The sequence below is a fragment of the Lacrimispora sp. genome (genome assembly GCF_032078915.1).
GTDB lineage: Bacteria > Bacillota > Clostridia > Lachnospirales > Lachnospiraceae > Lacrimispora.
Window position 1 is genome coordinate 1 of the sequence record NZ_DAMAUN010000113.1, and the last position, 16658, is coordinate 16658.

At 48.8% G+C, this 16658-nt stretch carries 13 protein-coding genes; 8 read left to right on the forward strand and 5 right to left on the reverse strand.

Translation table 11 applies throughout. The features are described from left to right. From RT269_RS26800 to RT269_RS26815, 4 genes are all read right to left on the reverse strand, one after another. Nucleotides 1–3548 (reverse strand): hemoblobin-interacting domain-containing protein (locus RT269_RS26800; RefSeq protein ID WP_313187287.1); only part of this gene is annotated, 3548 nt, incomplete at its 3' end. Between the two features lie 338 nt (nt 3549–3886). Further along, a complete protein-coding gene (locus tag RT269_RS26805; RefSeq protein WP_313187288.1) occupies nt 3887–5647 on the reverse strand; it encodes a carbohydrate-binding domain-containing protein in 1761 nt (586 codons plus the stop codon). A 19-nt stretch (nt 5648–5666) separates the two neighbouring features. Then, a complete protein-coding gene (locus tag RT269_RS26810; protein WP_313187290.1) occupies nt 5667–6344 on the reverse strand; it encodes a DUF4956 domain-containing protein in 678 nt (225 codons plus the stop codon). Then, on the reverse strand, nt 6337–7056 hold the full coding sequence (locus RT269_RS26815; protein ID WP_313187291.1) for a polyphosphate polymerase domain-containing protein: 720 nt from the start codon (nt 7054–7056) through the stop codon (nt 6337–6339). Before RT269_RS26815 ends, RT269_RS26810 begins: the two co-directional genes overlap by 8 nt. Before the next feature lie 221 nt (nt 7057–7277). On the opposite strand from RT269_RS26815, the gene RT269_RS26820 reads away from it, so the two are divergent. The 8 genes from RT269_RS26820 (at nt 7278) to RT269_RS26855 (ending at nt 15366) form a co-directional block, all read left to right on the forward strand. After that, nucleotides 7278–8075 (forward strand): AraC family transcriptional regulator, encoded by a 798-nt coding sequence (locus RT269_RS26820; protein ID WP_313187292.1) that lies wholly within the window; start codon nt 7278–7280, stop codon nt 8073–8075. A 173-nt stretch (nt 8076–8248) separates the two neighbouring features. Beyond that, complete coding sequence (locus tag RT269_RS26825; RefSeq protein ID WP_313187293.1) at nt 8249–9241, forward strand: iron-siderophore ABC transporter substrate-binding protein; 993 nt, start codon at nt 8249–8251, stop codon at nt 9239–9241. Beyond that, nucleotides 9238–10275 carry a FecCD family ABC transporter permease gene (locus RT269_RS26830; protein ID WP_313187294.1) on the forward strand — a complete coding sequence of 346 codons (1038 nt, stop codon included), beginning with the start codon at nt 9238–9240 and terminating at the stop codon, nt 10273–10275. The genes RT269_RS26825 and RT269_RS26830 overlap by 4 nt, the downstream gene beginning before the upstream one ends. Further along, nucleotides 10276–11322 carry a FecCD family ABC transporter permease gene (locus tag RT269_RS26835; protein ID WP_313187296.1) on the forward strand — a complete coding sequence of 349 codons (1047 nt, stop codon included), beginning with the start codon at nt 10276–10278 and terminating at the stop codon, nt 11320–11322. It begins immediately after the preceding gene. Nucleotide 11323: 1 nt separating this feature from the next. Further along, entirely contained in the window at nt 11324–12109 is a 786-nt protein-coding gene (locus RT269_RS26840; protein WP_313187298.1) for an ABC transporter ATP-binding protein, read from the forward strand. Nucleotides 12110–12123: 14 nt separating this feature from the next. Beyond that, entirely contained in the window at nt 12124–12876 is a 753-nt protein-coding gene (locus RT269_RS26845; RefSeq protein ID WP_313187300.1) for a nitrogenase iron protein NifH, read from the forward strand. Then, nucleotides 12873–14156: a nitrogenase component 1 gene (locus tag RT269_RS26850; RefSeq protein WP_313187302.1), complete on the forward strand. Its 1284-nt coding sequence runs from the start codon at nt 12873–12875 to the stop codon at nt 14154–14156. The genes RT269_RS26845 and RT269_RS26850 overlap by 4 nt, the downstream gene beginning before the upstream one ends. Continuing rightward, nucleotides 14143–15366, forward strand: a complete 1224-nt coding sequence (locus RT269_RS26855; protein ID WP_313187303.1) for a nitrogenase component 1 — start codon at nt 14143–14145, stop codon at nt 15364–15366. Before RT269_RS26850 ends, RT269_RS26855 begins: the two co-directional genes overlap by 14 nt. 78 nt (nt 15367–15444) lie before the next feature. On the opposite strand, the gene RT269_RS26860 is transcribed toward RT269_RS26855, so the two are convergent. Continuing rightward, the gene (locus tag RT269_RS26860) at nt 15445–16437 is read right to left on the reverse strand and encodes a hypothetical protein (RefSeq protein WP_313187305.1); all 993 of its coding nucleotides are present in this window, start codon (nt 16435–16437) and stop codon (nt 15445–15447) included. Between the last annotated feature and the right edge of the window lie 221 nt (nt 16438–16658).

Below are 16658 nucleotides of genomic sequence, written 5' to 3' on the forward strand. Positions count from 1 at the left end.
TTTAATTTCGCCTGGGCTTTGTCATAGGTGGTTTGAACCCGTTGTTCAGCTTCTTCTGTCTTGTCTTCCTCGGCTTTGCCCGGTTCTTCCTTCGTTACTTCTGTCTTGTCTTCCTTTATTTCCGCAGCCTCTTCCTCTGCCTTAAGGGATTCGGAAGCACTCTTTCCTTCCATACCTTCTTCCGGATCAAAGAATTCGACCATGAACGTCAATGTCTCATAGCCATTCACCTCAATAACTACTTCGTTTTCTTCTTCTGTAAAGCCATCTGTCGTAAAGTCAAGATACTTTACAACTCCATAGGAAATATCATTCGATACTTTAAAATCATTTTGCCTGGAAGTAGATAACGATATGGCCTTTTTATACGGAATTCCGTTAACATAAACTGTTTTATCTGCATTTAAATATTCCTTTGTTGCCTTCTCATCTGTTGTATCGAAGGTTACACGGTAATATGCCGGATCCCAGATAGTTCCTTTTACATATTTTGTCGTTTCCACACCAGGAGCTGATTTTTCATTCTCAACCGGTTTCCCTGCAGCTTCCAGAATTTCAAAAGTCAGGGTCTTGGCAGTGTATCCTTCAGCAGTCACTAAAACCGTATAATTCCCGGCCTTCTGAAACAGGTTTTTCTGTAAGGAGAAAGAATAATCTCCTTTTTCATAATTATCCTGGCTGAATAGTCCGCCCTGTTCTTTGGAAAGCACTTTCCTTGTATTATCGTCCGGATCGGTCAGGGTCATCCCCGTTAAATTCTTCACAAAGTCACCGCGAAGCTTCTTCTGGCTTTCATCGTCTTCATCGGCTGCAGCATTGATGTAAACCTTCTGTCCCACGCGGTAAACTGACGTTTCCTCAGCTTCTGCCTTGTCTGGATTATCAGCAAGAGAAAGGTTCAATTTCTCCAATTCCTTAACCACATGTAAAACAACCGTCTGCTCCTTATACCCCTCTGCAACAATGCGCAGCTTGTGCTCTCCTTCCGTAAGCTGCAGCGTACCGCCTCCTGCTCCTTCTGTTTTTGACAGGAGGGTAACGCTTTCCTTTGCCTCGCTGATCTTATAAGCAGCAATATAATCGTCACTTCTAAGAGCGATTGCAGAATTGTCCAGATAAAGTGCTGTTATTTTGGAAATATAATCCCCATCCTTATCAGAAGTCAGCACCAGATCCTCGCCCAGCTTTCCTTCTGTACCCTTAAGGGCAGGCGCCGTTTTTCCTACTACGGAGATAAGGCTTTCAACTGTTCCTAATTTTCCGTCTTCCAGGACCCGCTTGATCTGGTATGGGCGGTTTCCAGTCTCTCCTCCGGTCTGGGTCTCCTTATATTTATCAAAGGAAAGATATTCTCCTGTCCCCAGCTTCCCATCTTTAACTGCATTTAAATAGTGGGTAAAATCATAAAAAACTTCAGCGTTTTCATCCATAACAGCTTGTGCTTTCTGGTCATACCACCACTGCACGATTGCCTCGCTGTCTTCATTTACATTGTTGATCTCATGTAATATCAATGCGTTCGCCAGCAGATCATGGTCAAATATCAGGAATCCGTTAATTTTTGAACCTCCGGAAGAACCGGAGCCTCCGGAACTGCCGCCATCCGGTATGGAAATCGTAGCGCTGGACATGGCGTCAATGCCGTAAGATTTTGACATTGCATAGATTTTAAGGTCACCTGCCCTGGTCTGGGAATTGCTGCCCACTTCCACTTTCTTAGACATTGTCTGGTAGCCATTTGCATATGCCGTAACCGTATATATGCCGCTTTCATCGGTGATCACATTGTCATCCGTATCTGTACCGCAGATATGAAGCATGGCGCCAATCTCATACCATTGGTTTATTTTTGTAAGAGACTTTACTTTTCCTGACGGCATCGTTAAATCCACCCTGTAAATCGGAGACAGAATCTCTGTTCCAAAGCTTTCTCCATCCGGTCCAACAATATCAAAGGCAAAGTCTTCTCCCTCCTTTGGACTCGGATTCAGAATATTTAAATTCATTACAAAAAGCCTGTTATCCACAAGATGAAGGGGCACGTTCATGGTTGCCTTGCTGTATCCGGAAGACAGGTTCAGCTGATAACGTCCCCTGGTAAAAAGGTTGGACTGGGGCAGCTGGATCGTAATGACTCCTGTTTTTCCATATTCTGTTTCGGTAACAGTTGTAAATACAAGGTTCTTGTTTAAAATAGTGTTCTCAGCATCCATAGCCTTAATGGTTTTCAGCTGGTCAAACCAATTTTCCTGTGCCAGAGTCTTTAAGGACAGCTTAAGCTGGATCCTGCCCTTTCCGTCTTTATCAATCATGGTATCCGGCAGGTAATAATCGGCAGGCACCTCAGGGGAAGCCTGCTGACTCTTTCCGCTTAAATGAAAGGTGGTCTTCTCAGGCCTTACACGCACATTGCCGTCTTTATCGTAATTATCCAGCCAATAGTCAAAGACAGATATAGGTCCGTTGGTCAGGACCGCACTGGGGGCTGAATCAAGGCTGCCTCTCTCCGGCGATTCTGCCATAAAGCCCTTTCCAACCTTCACGCCCTGCTCTTTGCCGTCAGAAATCCTGGTAACAGTGATGGTATTCGGCTTCCATAAGGTCGTCTGCCACTTAACCACAGTTCCGTCATCATCTACGTTTGTGCATACGTCCGTAACATCTGTCCCATCCACATCAATGGTATAATCGTCTATACTTCCTTCCTGGAAAGCAATAACTGCATATTGGATCCAGCCTAAGTCTACCAGCTTTGTCTTTTCTGCATCAACAAAAACATCCTTACCTTCCTGGCTGTTGTTTTCTTCGTTATGATTGCCCTCATTCCCGCCGGGGCTGCCTCCAGGATTCTCATTGCCTGAGGAATTGCCTCCGCCTGAGGAACTGCTTCTTCCAGAAGAACTGCTTCCTCCGCCGGAAGATGCTGTTTTCTTAGTGCTTTCTGCTGCAGGCACTGAGGCTAAGCCTCTGCCGACCTCGTAATGAACAGTTCCGTCTGACTCCGCCCAGCGGCCGTCTCCATTCACAAAATATCCATCCGGGGTTGTCTGGCCTGTAAACATCCTTCCCATGTCTGTTCCGTCAGCAGTATTAAAATAATAACAATAACCGTCAATCCACTGCCACCCGGTCTTCATGGCTCCAAGGGTTCCATCCTTGGCCGTATTAAAAAAGTACCATATTCCGCCGCCATCCTGGTACCAGCCGGAGCGCATCTGGCCCTCTGTACCATCATTGGAAGTGTTCAGATAATATTTCATTCCCTTTTCATCCTGAAACCATCCTGTCATCATGGAACCGTTTTCCGGGTGAATATAATACCAGCCCGATGCCTTTTTAATCCATCCGGCGCTTAAGGTTCCTGAGACATCATAATGTTTCCAGCTTTCATTTTCATATTTCCAGTCGCCCTGTGTATATATGCCCCCCTCTGTGTTTACCTGGGAACTGCCTGTTACGCCAGCCCAGGCTATGCCGAACTGGGAAAGTACACAAGCGGCCGTCAATATTGGTACCACTGCTTTTTGAATCAACTTTTTCTTAACCATTGCATCCTCCTGTTTTTAGTTAGTTAAAACTAACCATTGCCATCTCAGTATATCGGGGAGGTTATCCGTTGTCAATGATGATATGGGCGAATGAATGAGTCTTTTTCTCAATAGTTTTTTATGGATTCCACTTTCGCTGCACTTTACAGTTTTTGTTGATCATAAAGAAGCGGAATCAGGCAGGCCAAATTGCCGCAGGGTTGGAGAAGAATAAATCCAGCCCCTGGCAAGAAAGATCATGCCGGATATTTCCGCTTCCTTAAAGCAGATAGAGAAGGAGTCTATGCCATGTGAGCAGGGAATGCTGCCTGGCAAAAGCTCCTTATATCCATTATGCATTATTGATTTTGCGTTTTACTATCCGTCTTATTCTCAGAAGGACCTCCCGCCGGTCTGCTTGGCCTTGCTTCCCCGCCGCCATCTTCCGGCTTGAAATCGCCTTCCGGCAGTTCTCCGGGCCTCCCCTGTCTTTCACCGGCTCCATTTCCCCCTCTGATTCCGCCTCTGTCCTGTTCCAAAGCTTCTCCTGACTGATTCACAATTCCGGTCACCTGAATTTCCGCCGTATCTTCTCCTGTACGGATCTGATAGGTTTTCCCCGTTTCCAGATCAGGAGAGCTGAAAATCAACACGGAAAATGCCTTATCAGGAGTAACCTTGGCCAGCTGTGTTCCGGAACCGTCTAAAACCTCCACAGCTGTTCCTGCTGCCTGTTTTTCTTCGTAATATTTTACGATAACCGGCTGGCTGGACGTTTCTGAAAATACCTGGAACATCCCGGCATTGCCAACTCCCGTAAATGTTCCGCCTGTGATCGTTCCTGTGCCGTTAAAATCCAGAATTCCATTTCCGCTGCTTTCCGGCCCTTCCACGTAAATGGAGCCGCCTTCTACAAAAAGATCTCCGTTTGAATCAATACCGTCTCCCATGGCCTTTACGCTCAAGCTGCCGCCGGTGATCCGGATGTAAGCGCCCTCTGCCGATGCAAAAAAATCACTCCCGGTAAAGCGGGGCGCGCTGTCTCCCATCTTTCCGGCATTCCCCGAAGAGTCATTGCCGCCTGCCGCATTCAGCCCGTCATCATCGGAAACCACCTTAATTTCCCCTCCCGTTATGTCAATACATAAACCTTCCAGGCCTTCATAGCTTTTGGTGATATCAATGGTTCCGCCTGATATCTCCACCTGGTTATCTCCATGAATGGCATCGTCTCCTGTTGATAAAGCCAGTGTTCCTGATGATATTTTCACATCTTTGTTGCTGTGGACCGCATCATCCACTGAATCCACGGTTATGTCCCCTCCTGCTATTTCCACCAGAGACTCTGCCTTAATACCCTTTTCTCCTGCATTGATGGTAAAATTGCCACCTCCGATTTTTACATATCCTTTTCCCTCATCCGTATCATTGCTGGCCTGAATTCCATCGCCTCCTGAGGTTATGGCAAAGGTCCCATCTGCTATTTCCACGGAATCCTTTCCCTTAATCCCATCATTCACCGAATAAATCACATAGTTGCCGGACTGAATGGTCAAATCGTCTTTTCCCCTGATTCCTTCCTGATAATTTCCGTTGACAGTCAAGGTTCCCCCGCCTTCAAAAACAAGGTCAGCCTTACTGAATATGGCCGCATCCGGTTCATTTTCCCCGGCGGTTGAATAGGAGTAGGCGGAACCGTCTGATAAGGTGTTTTCTGTTCCATCTTCCAGGACAACCGTTAAAAGGCCGCACTGCTTTCCATATACGGGGGAGAAATCCGAACTTGTAATGGAAAAACCGTCCAGGATCACCGTGACCTCATCCTCGGTTCCTGCATCGATCACCACCCTTCCGTCTTCCACAGTGCCGTTAAACCGGTAGGTTCCCGGGTTAGAAATGGTGACCACGTTTTCAGAAGCCTTTGCCCCGCCGCCTGCCACGGTAAATCCCTGTTTTGACCCGGTAATGACGGTTTCTGTCCCGCCGCCATTACTTTCATTTTGGTTAAGTGTATCCCCGCTGTCTTTCTGACAGCCTGTGAGGAATGCCAATCCAATAAATCCTGCTGCTAACAGCGCGCCCCGCTTCACCGGGTGTCCGCATCTTATTTTTTTATTCATTTATTTCCTCCTGAATTTTCTATAATTCCTCTCGGCTCTCCGGAACCCTTCCGCATGTGATGGGCAGATTGCCGTTTCTGCACCGGATCTCGTCCAGCATTTTTTTCTCTTCCTGCTCCGCTTTTAAATCCACCTGAAAACAAAGCTCATAAAGGCTTCCCATATTTACGGTCTTGACCCTGTTCAGCTGTACCCTTCCGGCATACTTTGAAAATATGTCGTCAAAAATTCCGGTATAATCAAGATTTTCCGGTATTGTGATCTTAAGCTCCCGCTTTGTACAGCCTTTCTTTCCAAGGGGCAGAGATACCAGAAGCATCATGGCTCCTCCTATTACTACAGACATCATTACGGCCGCCCCTAAATATCCCATTCCTGCTGCAAGCCCCACCGCCATAGCCAAAAATATACTGCCGATTTCCCTGGAATTTCCCGGCACAGAACGGAACCGGACCAGGCTGAAGGCACCCATTACCGCTACCCCTGTTCCCAGATTGCCATTTACAATGGTAATGACCACCTGTACAATGGCAGGAAGCAGCGCCAATGTTACAATGAAATTTTTACTGTATGTATTTCTGAATGTATGAAGGATTGCCAGAAATACACCGAGTCCCAGGGATACGAGCATGCAGACCAGCAGATGTCCGATTGTCAGGCTGGAACTGGTTGTTTCTGTTAAAATATTATCAAGCACAAGAAATCCTCCCTTCTGAAACCTGGTTTTTATATAATATCCCTTTATAGTACATGCCATATTTTGAAAAGGATACCGGATAGATCTCAAGCTGGGAAAACATGCGGCTCATCCATACGGGCATTGCCCCGGGAATTTTAACCTCCATCAGAATCTGGTTCTCAGTTAAAATACAGGTTCCATAGTCCCCTTTTACCAGATCAAGTTCCCTGTTCCTGCACCGTATGTTCCGGTCAAATGTAACTCTCAGTTCCCTGTTTTCATTTCCAAAAAAGGCGGTCCTGTCATAAGCAACAAAGGCCATGGGTTTTAAATCATACAGCCTCATGACATAATCGATCTCCTTAAGAACCTGGCTGTCCTCCTTGGGATATATGCCATAATAAAGATATTTTCTGGCCTCTTCCATGATCAGCGGTATTCTTCGCTTATAAACGACCCCATCATACTTCTTTTTTAATTCTGCGTAAACCGTACTTTCTTCCTCTGGTTTCCCATATGCCCGAAGCCGGACCTTTTCCTTGTAATCCGGCTTTTCAGCCGAATGACGGATAAGCTCAAAATCTCTGGTATCAAAATAAATATTAGATATTGTATGTTTTCCGTAACTATCCGCGGACATCCGCTTGACCAGTTCCCTCATCAATCCCTGATATTGGTCAGGAGCCAAGAGGTATTTTTTTTCATATCTTTTAAAGATTTCCTGTACCATTGCCACTGCCTCCTTTTCTTTTCTATGTGCTATATCCTATCATCTTCAACTGAAAGGAACCTTAAAAAATACGGTTAAATCCGTGATATTTCTGTGAATTCCTTTTTTATGGCAGAGAACCTGTGGTATGATGATACGGTAAGGTTTTCTGACAGAGGACCTTTCTATGTGATACTATCAATACTTTTATTATCTAAGGAATGTGATGTGGAGCCATGGCAATGGAACTAAATACGATTGTGGAACATTTTGCATCCACACTTTTTCAAGTACAAGGGGTATACCGTTATAAAATACCAGCCGGTAGTAAGGGCATTCAAAGAACCGCGTCTTATCCGGGGTTTATATTCCCGCTTTCCGGCTGCGCTGAATACCAGTTTAACGATACGCCATATTTTATCAAACCAGGAGTTGTTATCCATGGTTCGGCCAACACCGCCATGCGAAAGCGTGTCATTGGAGACGAAGACTGGGAATTCGTTTCTGTTCTTTATGAAACTTACGGCGAATCACCTCACATGAGACTAAAGAATACCCATTTCAGCTTAACCGTCGGACAAAGCCCCCAGCTATACGATATGCTCCATCATTTGTACGCAGCTTCAAACCGGCCCGGCGGTCTTGCAGTCTTTCAAACGGAAACCTTGTTCCGCCGGGTGCTGGAGGAAACGTTCTTGTGTGTCAGGAACCAAACGAGGTACGGCGCACAGGAGCTTTTTGAATCGGTATCGGAGTACATCCATTCCCACTACATGGATGGTTTAACCGTAAATTCACTGGCCAGGCAAAACGAAGTTAATGAAAACCGTTTGTTTTATGTTTTTCAAAAGTATGCAGGCATGGGGCCGGCAGATTACTTACGGACGTACCGTTTAAACCGCGCCCGGGAGCTGCTTGTTACAACCTCCATTCCCATAGGAACCATAGGAGAGCAGACAGGCTACCCGGATGCGCTGTATTTCAGCCGCATATTTAAGAGACATTTTGGAGTGCCTCCAAGCAAATTCAGGGAAGAATAAGCCGCCGGCACAAGGAAACGCCCATGTTTTTCCATGGGCGTTTTTTTGTGCTGCCAGCTACAATTCAGGATATGTCCATATAAATTGCGGATAAAGCCATTCACATAAGCATCGTGGTTTGATATATTAACCAGGAGTTAGTTCCATCTAACCAATAATTAGGAGGTATTACATTGAAAAAACAAATCTCTATTTTATTTACACTGGCTTTAACTGCCGGACTGTTATCCGCTTGTTCAAAGGAACAGCAGCCGGCAAACCCGGTACCAACAGAAAGCACTGGTACACAAGAATCCGGAAAACCGCAGCTGCCGGACACTTCTAAAGATTCTTCGTGGCCGCGCACCATAACGGATGCCGGCGGTCATAATATAACCCTGGCCAGCCAGCCAAAGCGCATTGCCATTCTCCATTCCAACTATCTGGAATACTTTTTTGCACTGGGCACTCCGGTTACCGCCTCGGCAGGGGCTTCGGCAGGAACGGCACAGAAGGCTTTGGAAACCTATGAAACACTGATTCCCTATGACGGAACCGCAGAAATCATGGATCTTGGAAGTGCACGGGAAATCAATCTGGAAGCGGTTCTGGAAGCGAAACCAGATATGATCGTAACCTTTGCCGGGCACACAGGTCTGGACGAAATATATGACCAGTTAAATCAGATCGCCCCTGTGGTACTGTTGGATTATAGTGACACATGGCAGAACCAGACCCGTGCCTGCGGAGAACTCGTGGGCAAGGAAGATGCCGCCGGGAAACTCATCAGGGAAACCGAGGAAGCCATAGCATCAGCCCGTGAAGTGTTGAGCCAGCAGGATAAAACCGTTGCTATTTTCCGCACCAGCGGCGGCAAGGCATTTGTTGCCCGGGGCAGCCGCAGCTATTACGATGCCTTCGGCATCACTCCGCCCAAAGGATATACCTTCGGTTATGAAACCTTCTCCCTGGAAGCGGTGGCGGAAATGGACCCGGATTACATCATCTTCATGGACTATATTGATACTGCAAAAGGTTTTGTAAAATCCCAGGAAGCTTCATCGGTCTGGATGAATATGAGCGCCGTAAAAAATGGCAATGTACTTTATTTTGATGACTCCCTTAACACCTTTGGTCCTTTAGCCATGGAGTTAACTGCCAAAAAGCTGGTTCGGGCAATCAAATGATGATCCATAAACACAACCCCATTAAAAGCGGCTGCCCCAGGCGTGTTATCCCGCTGCGTCCTCTCATTACTGCCGGCATGATTGTATTAATGCTTCTTCTGTGTATTTCCATTACGCGGGGCACTGCAAACATTTCTATGGATACTGTTGTTAACGCTTTCACACATTTTGACAGCAGGAATCCCCAGCACCTTATGGTCATAGACTTACGGCTGCCCAGAGTGCTCATCAGCGGGCTGATTGGCGCGGCTCTTGCCGTGGCTGGTGCAATTATGCAGGGAACCACCCGCAATCCCATGGCCGACTCAGGACTTATGGGGATCAATGCAGGAGCAGGTTTTGCCATTGCATTGTGCTTTGCATTTATGCCGGGGATAAGCTATGGCATGCTGATCGTTTTTTCTTTCCTGGGTGCGGCCCTTGGCGCTCTTCTGATTAACTGCATTGCCGCATCCCATAAAGGCGGAAGGAGTCCTATGGACCTGGTGCTGGCCGGCGCTGCAATCAGTACACTTTTAACGGCACTGAGTCAGGGGATCGCCCTGGGCTTTGAGGCAGGCAGGGATGTGCTGTTTTGGACTGTGGGTGGAGTGGCCAGCGTAACGTGGCAGCAGTTTTATATTCTAGCGCCTGTGGTTTCGGCTGCCCTGCTGTGCGCGTTTTTGCTTTCCCCCTATGTATCCATACTGAATATGGGCGAGGATGTTGCCACAGGGCTTGGACTTAACACGGCCCTTGTCCATTGTCTCTGCACACTTGTAGTGCTTGCATTGGCAGGTATTTCTGTATCGGTGGTAGGATCCGTTTCCTTTGTGGGGCTCATCATCCCCCATGGAGCCCGGTTTCTCGTGGGTGTGGACTATAAAAAAATAATACCCTCCGCAGCTGTTCTGGGAGCCTTGCTGCTGGTTCTGGCAGATTTAGGCGCAAGGACGGTAAACCCGCCATTTGAGGTTCCCCTGGGTGTAATCACATCCCTCATCGGCGTTCCCTTCTTTCTATATCTGTCGCACAAAACAAGGAGGGATGCTTAAATGACGCAGAAAGAAACAAACCTTTTAAAAAGAAAGACCGCAATGCGGAATACGATGGTAATAGGAACATGTATTGTGCTTCTTATCCTGTCCGGGCTTATCAGCCTGAACACCGGCTACAGCAAGCTATCCCCTCCAGACATCCTCCACGCCATTATGGGCGGCGGCAGGGAAAAAGAGAAGCTGATCCTGTTCTCCTTCCGCCTTCCCCGCATAGTCCTTTCCATGCTGGTGGGAGCCGGACTGGCGGTATCCGGCTGTCTCTTACAGGGGGTCACAAAAAATCCCCTGGCAGATCCTGGGCTTTTAGGCATCCATTCAGGCGCAGGGCTTATGGTGGTGCTTTATGTACTTTTCGTTGGCCCCCGGTCCCCGCTTGCCGTTTTCACGCTTCCTGTTCTGGCACTTTTTGGGGCAGGTGCTGCGGCAGTTTTCGTCTATTTCCTTTCCTGCAAAAAAGGAGCAGGCACAACGCCTGTATCCATGGTGATGACCGGAATCGCGATCCAGGCAGGGTTATCCGCCCTGACCACCCTGCTGGTGGTTAAGCTTGACGACACCCAATACGCTTTTGTTTCCTCATGGCAGACAGGAAGCATCTGGGGAGCTAACTGGACATTTGTACTGGCCCTTCTGCCCTGGCTGTGTGTCCTGCTTCCTGCCTCCTTATACAAAGCCGGGATCTTAGATGTTATGGGTCTTGGGGATGAAACCGCTGCCGGCCTTGGCGTTTCCGTGAACAAGGAACGGAGAAAGCTTCTGCTCATGGCGGCAGCCTTAGCCGGCGCCTGTGTCTCGGTTAGCGGCAGCATCAGCTTTGTTGGGCTTATGGCTCCCCACATCACCCGCCGTATCGTAGGGCCGGGGCATGGCATTGCCCTGCCCGTATGTGCTCTGCTGGGAGCACTGCTGGTATCGGCAGCTGATACCATTGCCCGGGTTGTCATCCAGCCGTCGTCACTGCCCACTGGTGTGGTGGTATCCATAATCGGTGCACCGTACTTTATATACCTGCTTTCCCGGCGGGAAAAAGAAATGAGGCGATAAAATGAACGCAATAGCAACAAGAGAATTAAGGCTGGCCTATGACGGGCGCCGGGTGGTGGACTGTCTGGATTTAATGATTCCCCATGGAAAAGTCACTTCCCTCATAGGGCCCAATGGCTGCGGAAAATCCACCATATTAAAGGCGGCCGGCCGCATCCTTAAGCCGCAAAAAGGCTGGGTGCTTCTTAACGGCAGTGATATCCAGGCCCTTCCCACAAGAGAGGTGGCAAAGCGGATGTCCATATTGCCTCAAACACCCACTGCACCTGCAGGTCTGACCGTAAGGGAGCTTGTATCCTATGGGCGCTTTCCCCGCCGTCATGGCTTAGGCAAGGAAAAGAAAGAGGATGAGGACAAGATCACATGGGCGATGGAGGTGACCCGGCTCACCGGTTTAGAAACAGCAGCGGTTGATGCCCTTTCAGGCGGGCAGCGGCAGAGGGTTTGGATTGCCATGGCTCTTGCCCAGGAGACCGACTTGATTTTGCTTGACGAGCCCACCACCTACTTAGACATGGCCTATCAGCTTGAGGTTCTGGAACTGTTGGAAACGCTTAACAGGGAACGGAATTGTACCATTGCCATGGTGCTCCATGACTTAAACCTTGCCTCCCGCTTTTCAGATTTTCTCGTGGCCATCCGGGGCGGAAGCATTGTAGCGCAGGGTACGCCGGAGGAAATCATGACGCCCGGGGTTTTGCGGGAAACCTTTCATATCGATGCAGAAATAGCCGCCGACCCCCGAACCGGCAGGCCTGCCTGCATCTCATACCATTTGATTGACTAAGGGAGTTTAATATTATGAAACGAATTGCTATTTATGGAAAAGGCGGCATTGGGAAGTCAACTACGGTTTCCAACCTATCTGCTGCCATGGCAAAACTGGGGCTCACTGTACTGCAAATCGGCTGCGACCCCAAAGCAGATTCCACCCGTAACTTAACAGGCGGGAAAAACATCCCCACCGTATTGGACACTTTGCGGGATAAGGGAGATGTAGAACTGGACGATATCGTGTTCAAAAGCAAGACCGGTGTTTTATGTGTAGAATCCGGCGGGCCGGTTCCGGGAGTGGGCTGTGCCGGCCGGGGCATCATCACTGCATTTGAAACCCTGGAAGAGTTAGATGCCTACGCTGTGTTTTCTCCTGATGTCGTGCTGTATGACGTATTAGGCGACGTGGTTTGCGGAGGATTTGCCATGCCCATCCGAGGCGGCTACGCAGACGAAGTGTGCATTGTCACTTCCGGGGAAATGATGAGTCTTTACGCCGCCGCCAACATCGCGCAGGCGGTCAAGAGCTTTGCGCCCAGAGGCTATGCCGGCCTTAGGGGTCTGATTTTCAACGCAAAAAACTTTGAGGGAGAAGAAGGCCTTGTACAAAAAGCCGCCGATGAAATAGACGCTTCCATCCTTTTTCATATTCCCCGGGATCCCCATGTGCAGCGTTCGGAAGAACAGGGAAAAACTGTAGTGGAGGCATTTCCTGACAGCCATATGGCAAAGAGGTATCAGGACCTGGCCCGTCTGCTTCTGGAAGGAGGGCTGGCATGAACGATATCAAACATTTAAAATGCCTGTCAGCTGTCAGGAGCATGACTGCCGTCCGCCAGCTGACACCTGCTGCCTTTCCCGGCGTCCACTGCCCTATGCACACGGCACTGGCTCTGGCCGCTAACATAAGAGGCGTGTCTACACTCCTGATCGGCACTGCCGAATGCGGGTACTACAGCCGCAATGTCCCCCTTTCATCCCCTTACGGGGAGGAGGCTTTGCATTGGAATTACGTCCTGGACAGCAAAGAGGTGGTATTTGGATTCCGAAAAGGGCTGATGGAGGCCATCCGGGAAATGGATCAAGCCGGTGCAAGGCTTATATTGCTCCTTTCCACCTGTGTGCCGGAGCTCATTGGCCTTGACATGGAAAGCATCTGCCTTGAGATGCAGCCAGAGGTAAAAGCAATGCTCATCCACCTACCTTTTGGGAATTTTAAATGCGGCGGCTACGAGCCAGGATATTGGAAAACCCTTCTGGCATTGGGAACGACCATTGAAAAATCCGTCAGTAAGGGAACGACCGTCAATGTCCTTGGCCGCAGTGCCTTAGAGGAGCATGTTCCCATGCCTCATCTGATTTCATTTCTGGAACATCAGGGCGTGCCCCTGCGGTTTTTGGCACCGGATTCCTCGCTGGATGACTTTATATCCTCCGGAGACGCAAGACTGAATCTCGTCCTCTCCCCGTTTATGGATCCCCTCGCTAAGTGGATGGCGAAAGAGCATGACATCCCCTTTGTCAGCCTCCACGATGTATACAATGTCCGGGAGATAGAAAGCACTTATTCACAGATCGGGCAGCATTTGGACTTAGAGATGGCACATGAGTTTGCAGAACAGAAAAAAGAAGGGAAAAGAGCGCAGAAAGCGGCAGCTGCCCAGTTGAAAGCCCTGCAGTATATCAGCGCAAACTTAGGCACGGTTCAGCCGCTGCCCTTATCTGCTTATTTATCGGACTTAGGAATGTCCCCCATCATGATACACATGGCAGAGTTTTATCCCTCGGACACAGGCTGGAAAAAAGTGCTGACCGGGCAGGATATAAATCCTATCATCTGCCTGATGCTCAACGAGCAGGCCGACAGGCAGATCATTGAAGAATTGCGCCCGGACCTGGTGATGGGTGATTGGGGCGGCAGGGGCCGGAACAATCCGCCCAGTGTGCCCGTACTGGACCTATACGGCCGCATTGGGTATGAAAGGACCATTGACCTGCTCAGTCGCATGACCAGGGCGTTTAGGATCGGAAAGGAGGAACGGACCAATGGGACTGTATAAAACAGCACCGCCCCTGTCAGGGCGGATGGGGGCACTTTGGTGTTTATCCGGCATCGCCCAGTCGGCCGTGATAGAATTTGGCTGCATGGGACATATGGCCTATGGAAGGACCTTCCTTCACCGGATGGGTTCCTATGGCGGAAAGCTCTATTCCACCCATATAGGAGAAACCGATATTGCCATGGGGGATACCAGCCGGCTGACACGTGCGGTGGAGTGGGTATCAGAAAATCAGGGCATAAAAACGATCTTCCTGCTGCCCTCCTCCGTGCCTGAGGTAATTGGAATAGACTTAAAAGCACTGGCTCAGGAGCTGTCGCCTCAATTTCCCGATACACGCCTGATCCCGGTAACTGCAGGTGGATTTGATGTCTGCGGGCACAAGGGGGTGGAATTTACCCTTTTGGAGCTCTGCAAAACCTTACCAAAGGAAGTGCAGCAAACGGAACGGCCCTCCTTTAACATCATCGGCTCCTGTGCGGACATGTTTCGTTTTCATGCGGATGCCGCCGAGATCGCCCGGCTGGCGTCAGGTGCCTTGGGAATGGAGCATTTGTGCACCATGACCTCCGGAACAAACATCTCCCAATTGGAAACATTGGGCGCGGCTCATTTGAACTTTGTCATCCGAAGGGAGGGAGAAGCCGCCGCGGAATATCTCCAGGAACGCTTTGGCACGCCTTACCTGACGGCACGCCCCTATGGAATCCAGGGAACCCTTGACTGGCTGGAGGATGGGGCAGCCATATGCGGCAGGCAGGCGGACAAGTCGTTTATCCGCCGGGAAAAAGAAAATGCACTGGAGCAAATAGCGCCAATGCAGACGGTACTGGCCCGCTTCCTCCGTGTCCACAGAGAAGATAATAAGCTGGTTCTAGCCGGACATGCCGATGTAGTGCCTGGAATTGCGGAATACGGAAAAGAATGTTTCGGATTCTCACGAACCGAATGTTATTGTGATTGTCCCGAAATGGCAGGTGGAGATATGGCCTATCTGGATGATTCCGTCAAAGAGAAGGTTGCAAGCGGTTCAAAGGGGTTTCTTATGGGCAGCGGTGAACTGCTTCACATGGCGAAAAGAGACCAGAGCCTGCAAATCGCAGTACCTGACCACATCTGGCGCCATGCCTATGAGCCTCCCCTTGCCGGTTTCCGGGGAGCGGTAAATCTGGCGGCAGTGTGGACCAACGAAATGGTGCGGATACACTGACACATTAGGAAATAGCATGCAAAAGGACAGGAATATAACACTCCTGTCCTTCTTTCTCTTTGCAGTATTCTATCTGTTTTATGACTGGATCCACGCCCCGTCGCTTCCTACCTCATACCCGTCCGGCGTTATAGTGTTTATAAGCATAGCCCCGCTTTCTCCGCAATAATACCATAGGGAATTCCAATTGATCCAGCCTGTAACCATATATCCGGACCCGTTAAAATAATACCAGCAATCATCAATATACTGCCAGTTGCTGATGGTATAGCTTTTGTCCGCATTACAATACCACCAGCCTGTGCTGTCCTTCAGCCATGCGCCTGTTCCCGTGCCGCTTCCCGGCCCTGAAACGCCGCTTGAGCTTTTAGAACTGATCTCCTCAGCCACATCGGCTGATACATACCAGCTGTCCGATTCTTCCCAACTGCCTTTATTGGATGAGTTGTATACTCCCCGCACTTTGAAGGAATAATTTCCGCTATTCGTCATATAGCTTGAAAAATCATAGCTGGTATAGGTGGTCGTAAGCACGGAAGTTACTGCATTGCTTCCCCTGTAAAGGCGTACCTCATATTTATTGGCATCCTCACATTCATCCCAGGAGCCTGTGCCGTTTTCTTCATCCCACTCTAAGTTACTCACTGCCAGCTCATGGTCACTTTCATCATCCTCCAAAGCATTAAGCGTTATATAGACAATCAGTTCACTGCTGCTCCGGCTGACAGAACTGACCGTCCCATCGGAACCGCTAAGGCTTACGCTGCTTTTGGAAAAACCAGAGGCAAAATAATAATCGTCTTCTGCTTCTAAAGTAACCTTTAATTTGGGCTTATTTCCATCCTTCCATTCTTCATCCGGTTGGTTTGTAACCTCAACATCGTCGATGCTGAATTTGCTGGAACTGGAAGTGACCGTTACATCACTGCCGCTTTCTCCGGCCTCAATCTCCGATGATATGTAAAGCGAAACACTGCTGATCTGGGTTCCCGTTGCCGCCAACGCCGTAATTGGAGCCACTGACAAAATGGCAGCTGTGATAAATGCAGCAGACCTTTTTAACATATACATATAAATTCCTCCTCATTCTATGTTAAATCTAATTTTTTATCTGCTTCTTTTTTACCATGCAAAGCTGAAACAAACCTTAAATTTCATCAGATAAATTGTGATTTTTTTATGAATTCGAATTGAAATATGGATATGAAACGTCAGATCACTTTCCCTTTAACAGGTGGCTTCGGAAGCGATTCCGTCATAAGCTGCCCCCGGTTGGAATAACGTCAGCAAAA

Coding starts and splice junctions, on each gene's coding strand:
- RT269_RS26815 (WP_313187291.1), bottom strand. CDS start 7,056: ATGGTACAGGAAATCTTTAAAAGATATGAAAAAAAATACCTCTTGGCT.
- RT269_RS26820 (WP_313187292.1), top strand. CDS start 7,278: ATGGAACTAAATACGATTGTGGAACATTTTGCATCCACACTTTTTCAA.
- RT269_RS26845 (WP_313187300.1), top strand. CDS start 12,124: ATGAAACGAATTGCTATTTATGGAAAAGGCGGCATTGGGAAGTCAACT.
- RT269_RS26855 (WP_313187303.1), top strand. CDS start 14,143: ATGGGACTGTATAAAACAGCACCGCCCCTGTCAGGGCGGATGGGGGCA.
- RT269_RS26860 (WP_313187305.1), bottom strand. CDS start 16,437: ATGTATATGTTAAAAAGGTCTGCTGCATTTATCACAGCTGCCATTTTG.
- RT269_RS26850 (WP_313187302.1), top strand. CDS start 12,873: ATGAACGATATCAAACATTTAAAATGCCTGTCAGCTGTCAGGAGCATG.
- RT269_RS26840 (WP_313187298.1), top strand. CDS start 11,324: ATGAACGCAATAGCAACAAGAGAATTAAGGCTGGCCTATGACGGGCGC.
- RT269_RS26805 (WP_313187288.1), bottom strand. CDS start 5,647: ATGAATAAAAAAATAAGATGCGGACACCCGGTGAAGCGGGGCGCGCTG.
- RT269_RS26835 (WP_313187296.1), top strand. CDS start 10,276: ATGACGCAGAAAGAAACAAACCTTTTAAAAAGAAAGACCGCAATGCGG.
- RT269_RS26830 (WP_313187294.1), top strand. CDS start 9,238: ATGATGATCCATAAACACAACCCCATTAAAAGCGGCTGCCCCAGGCGT.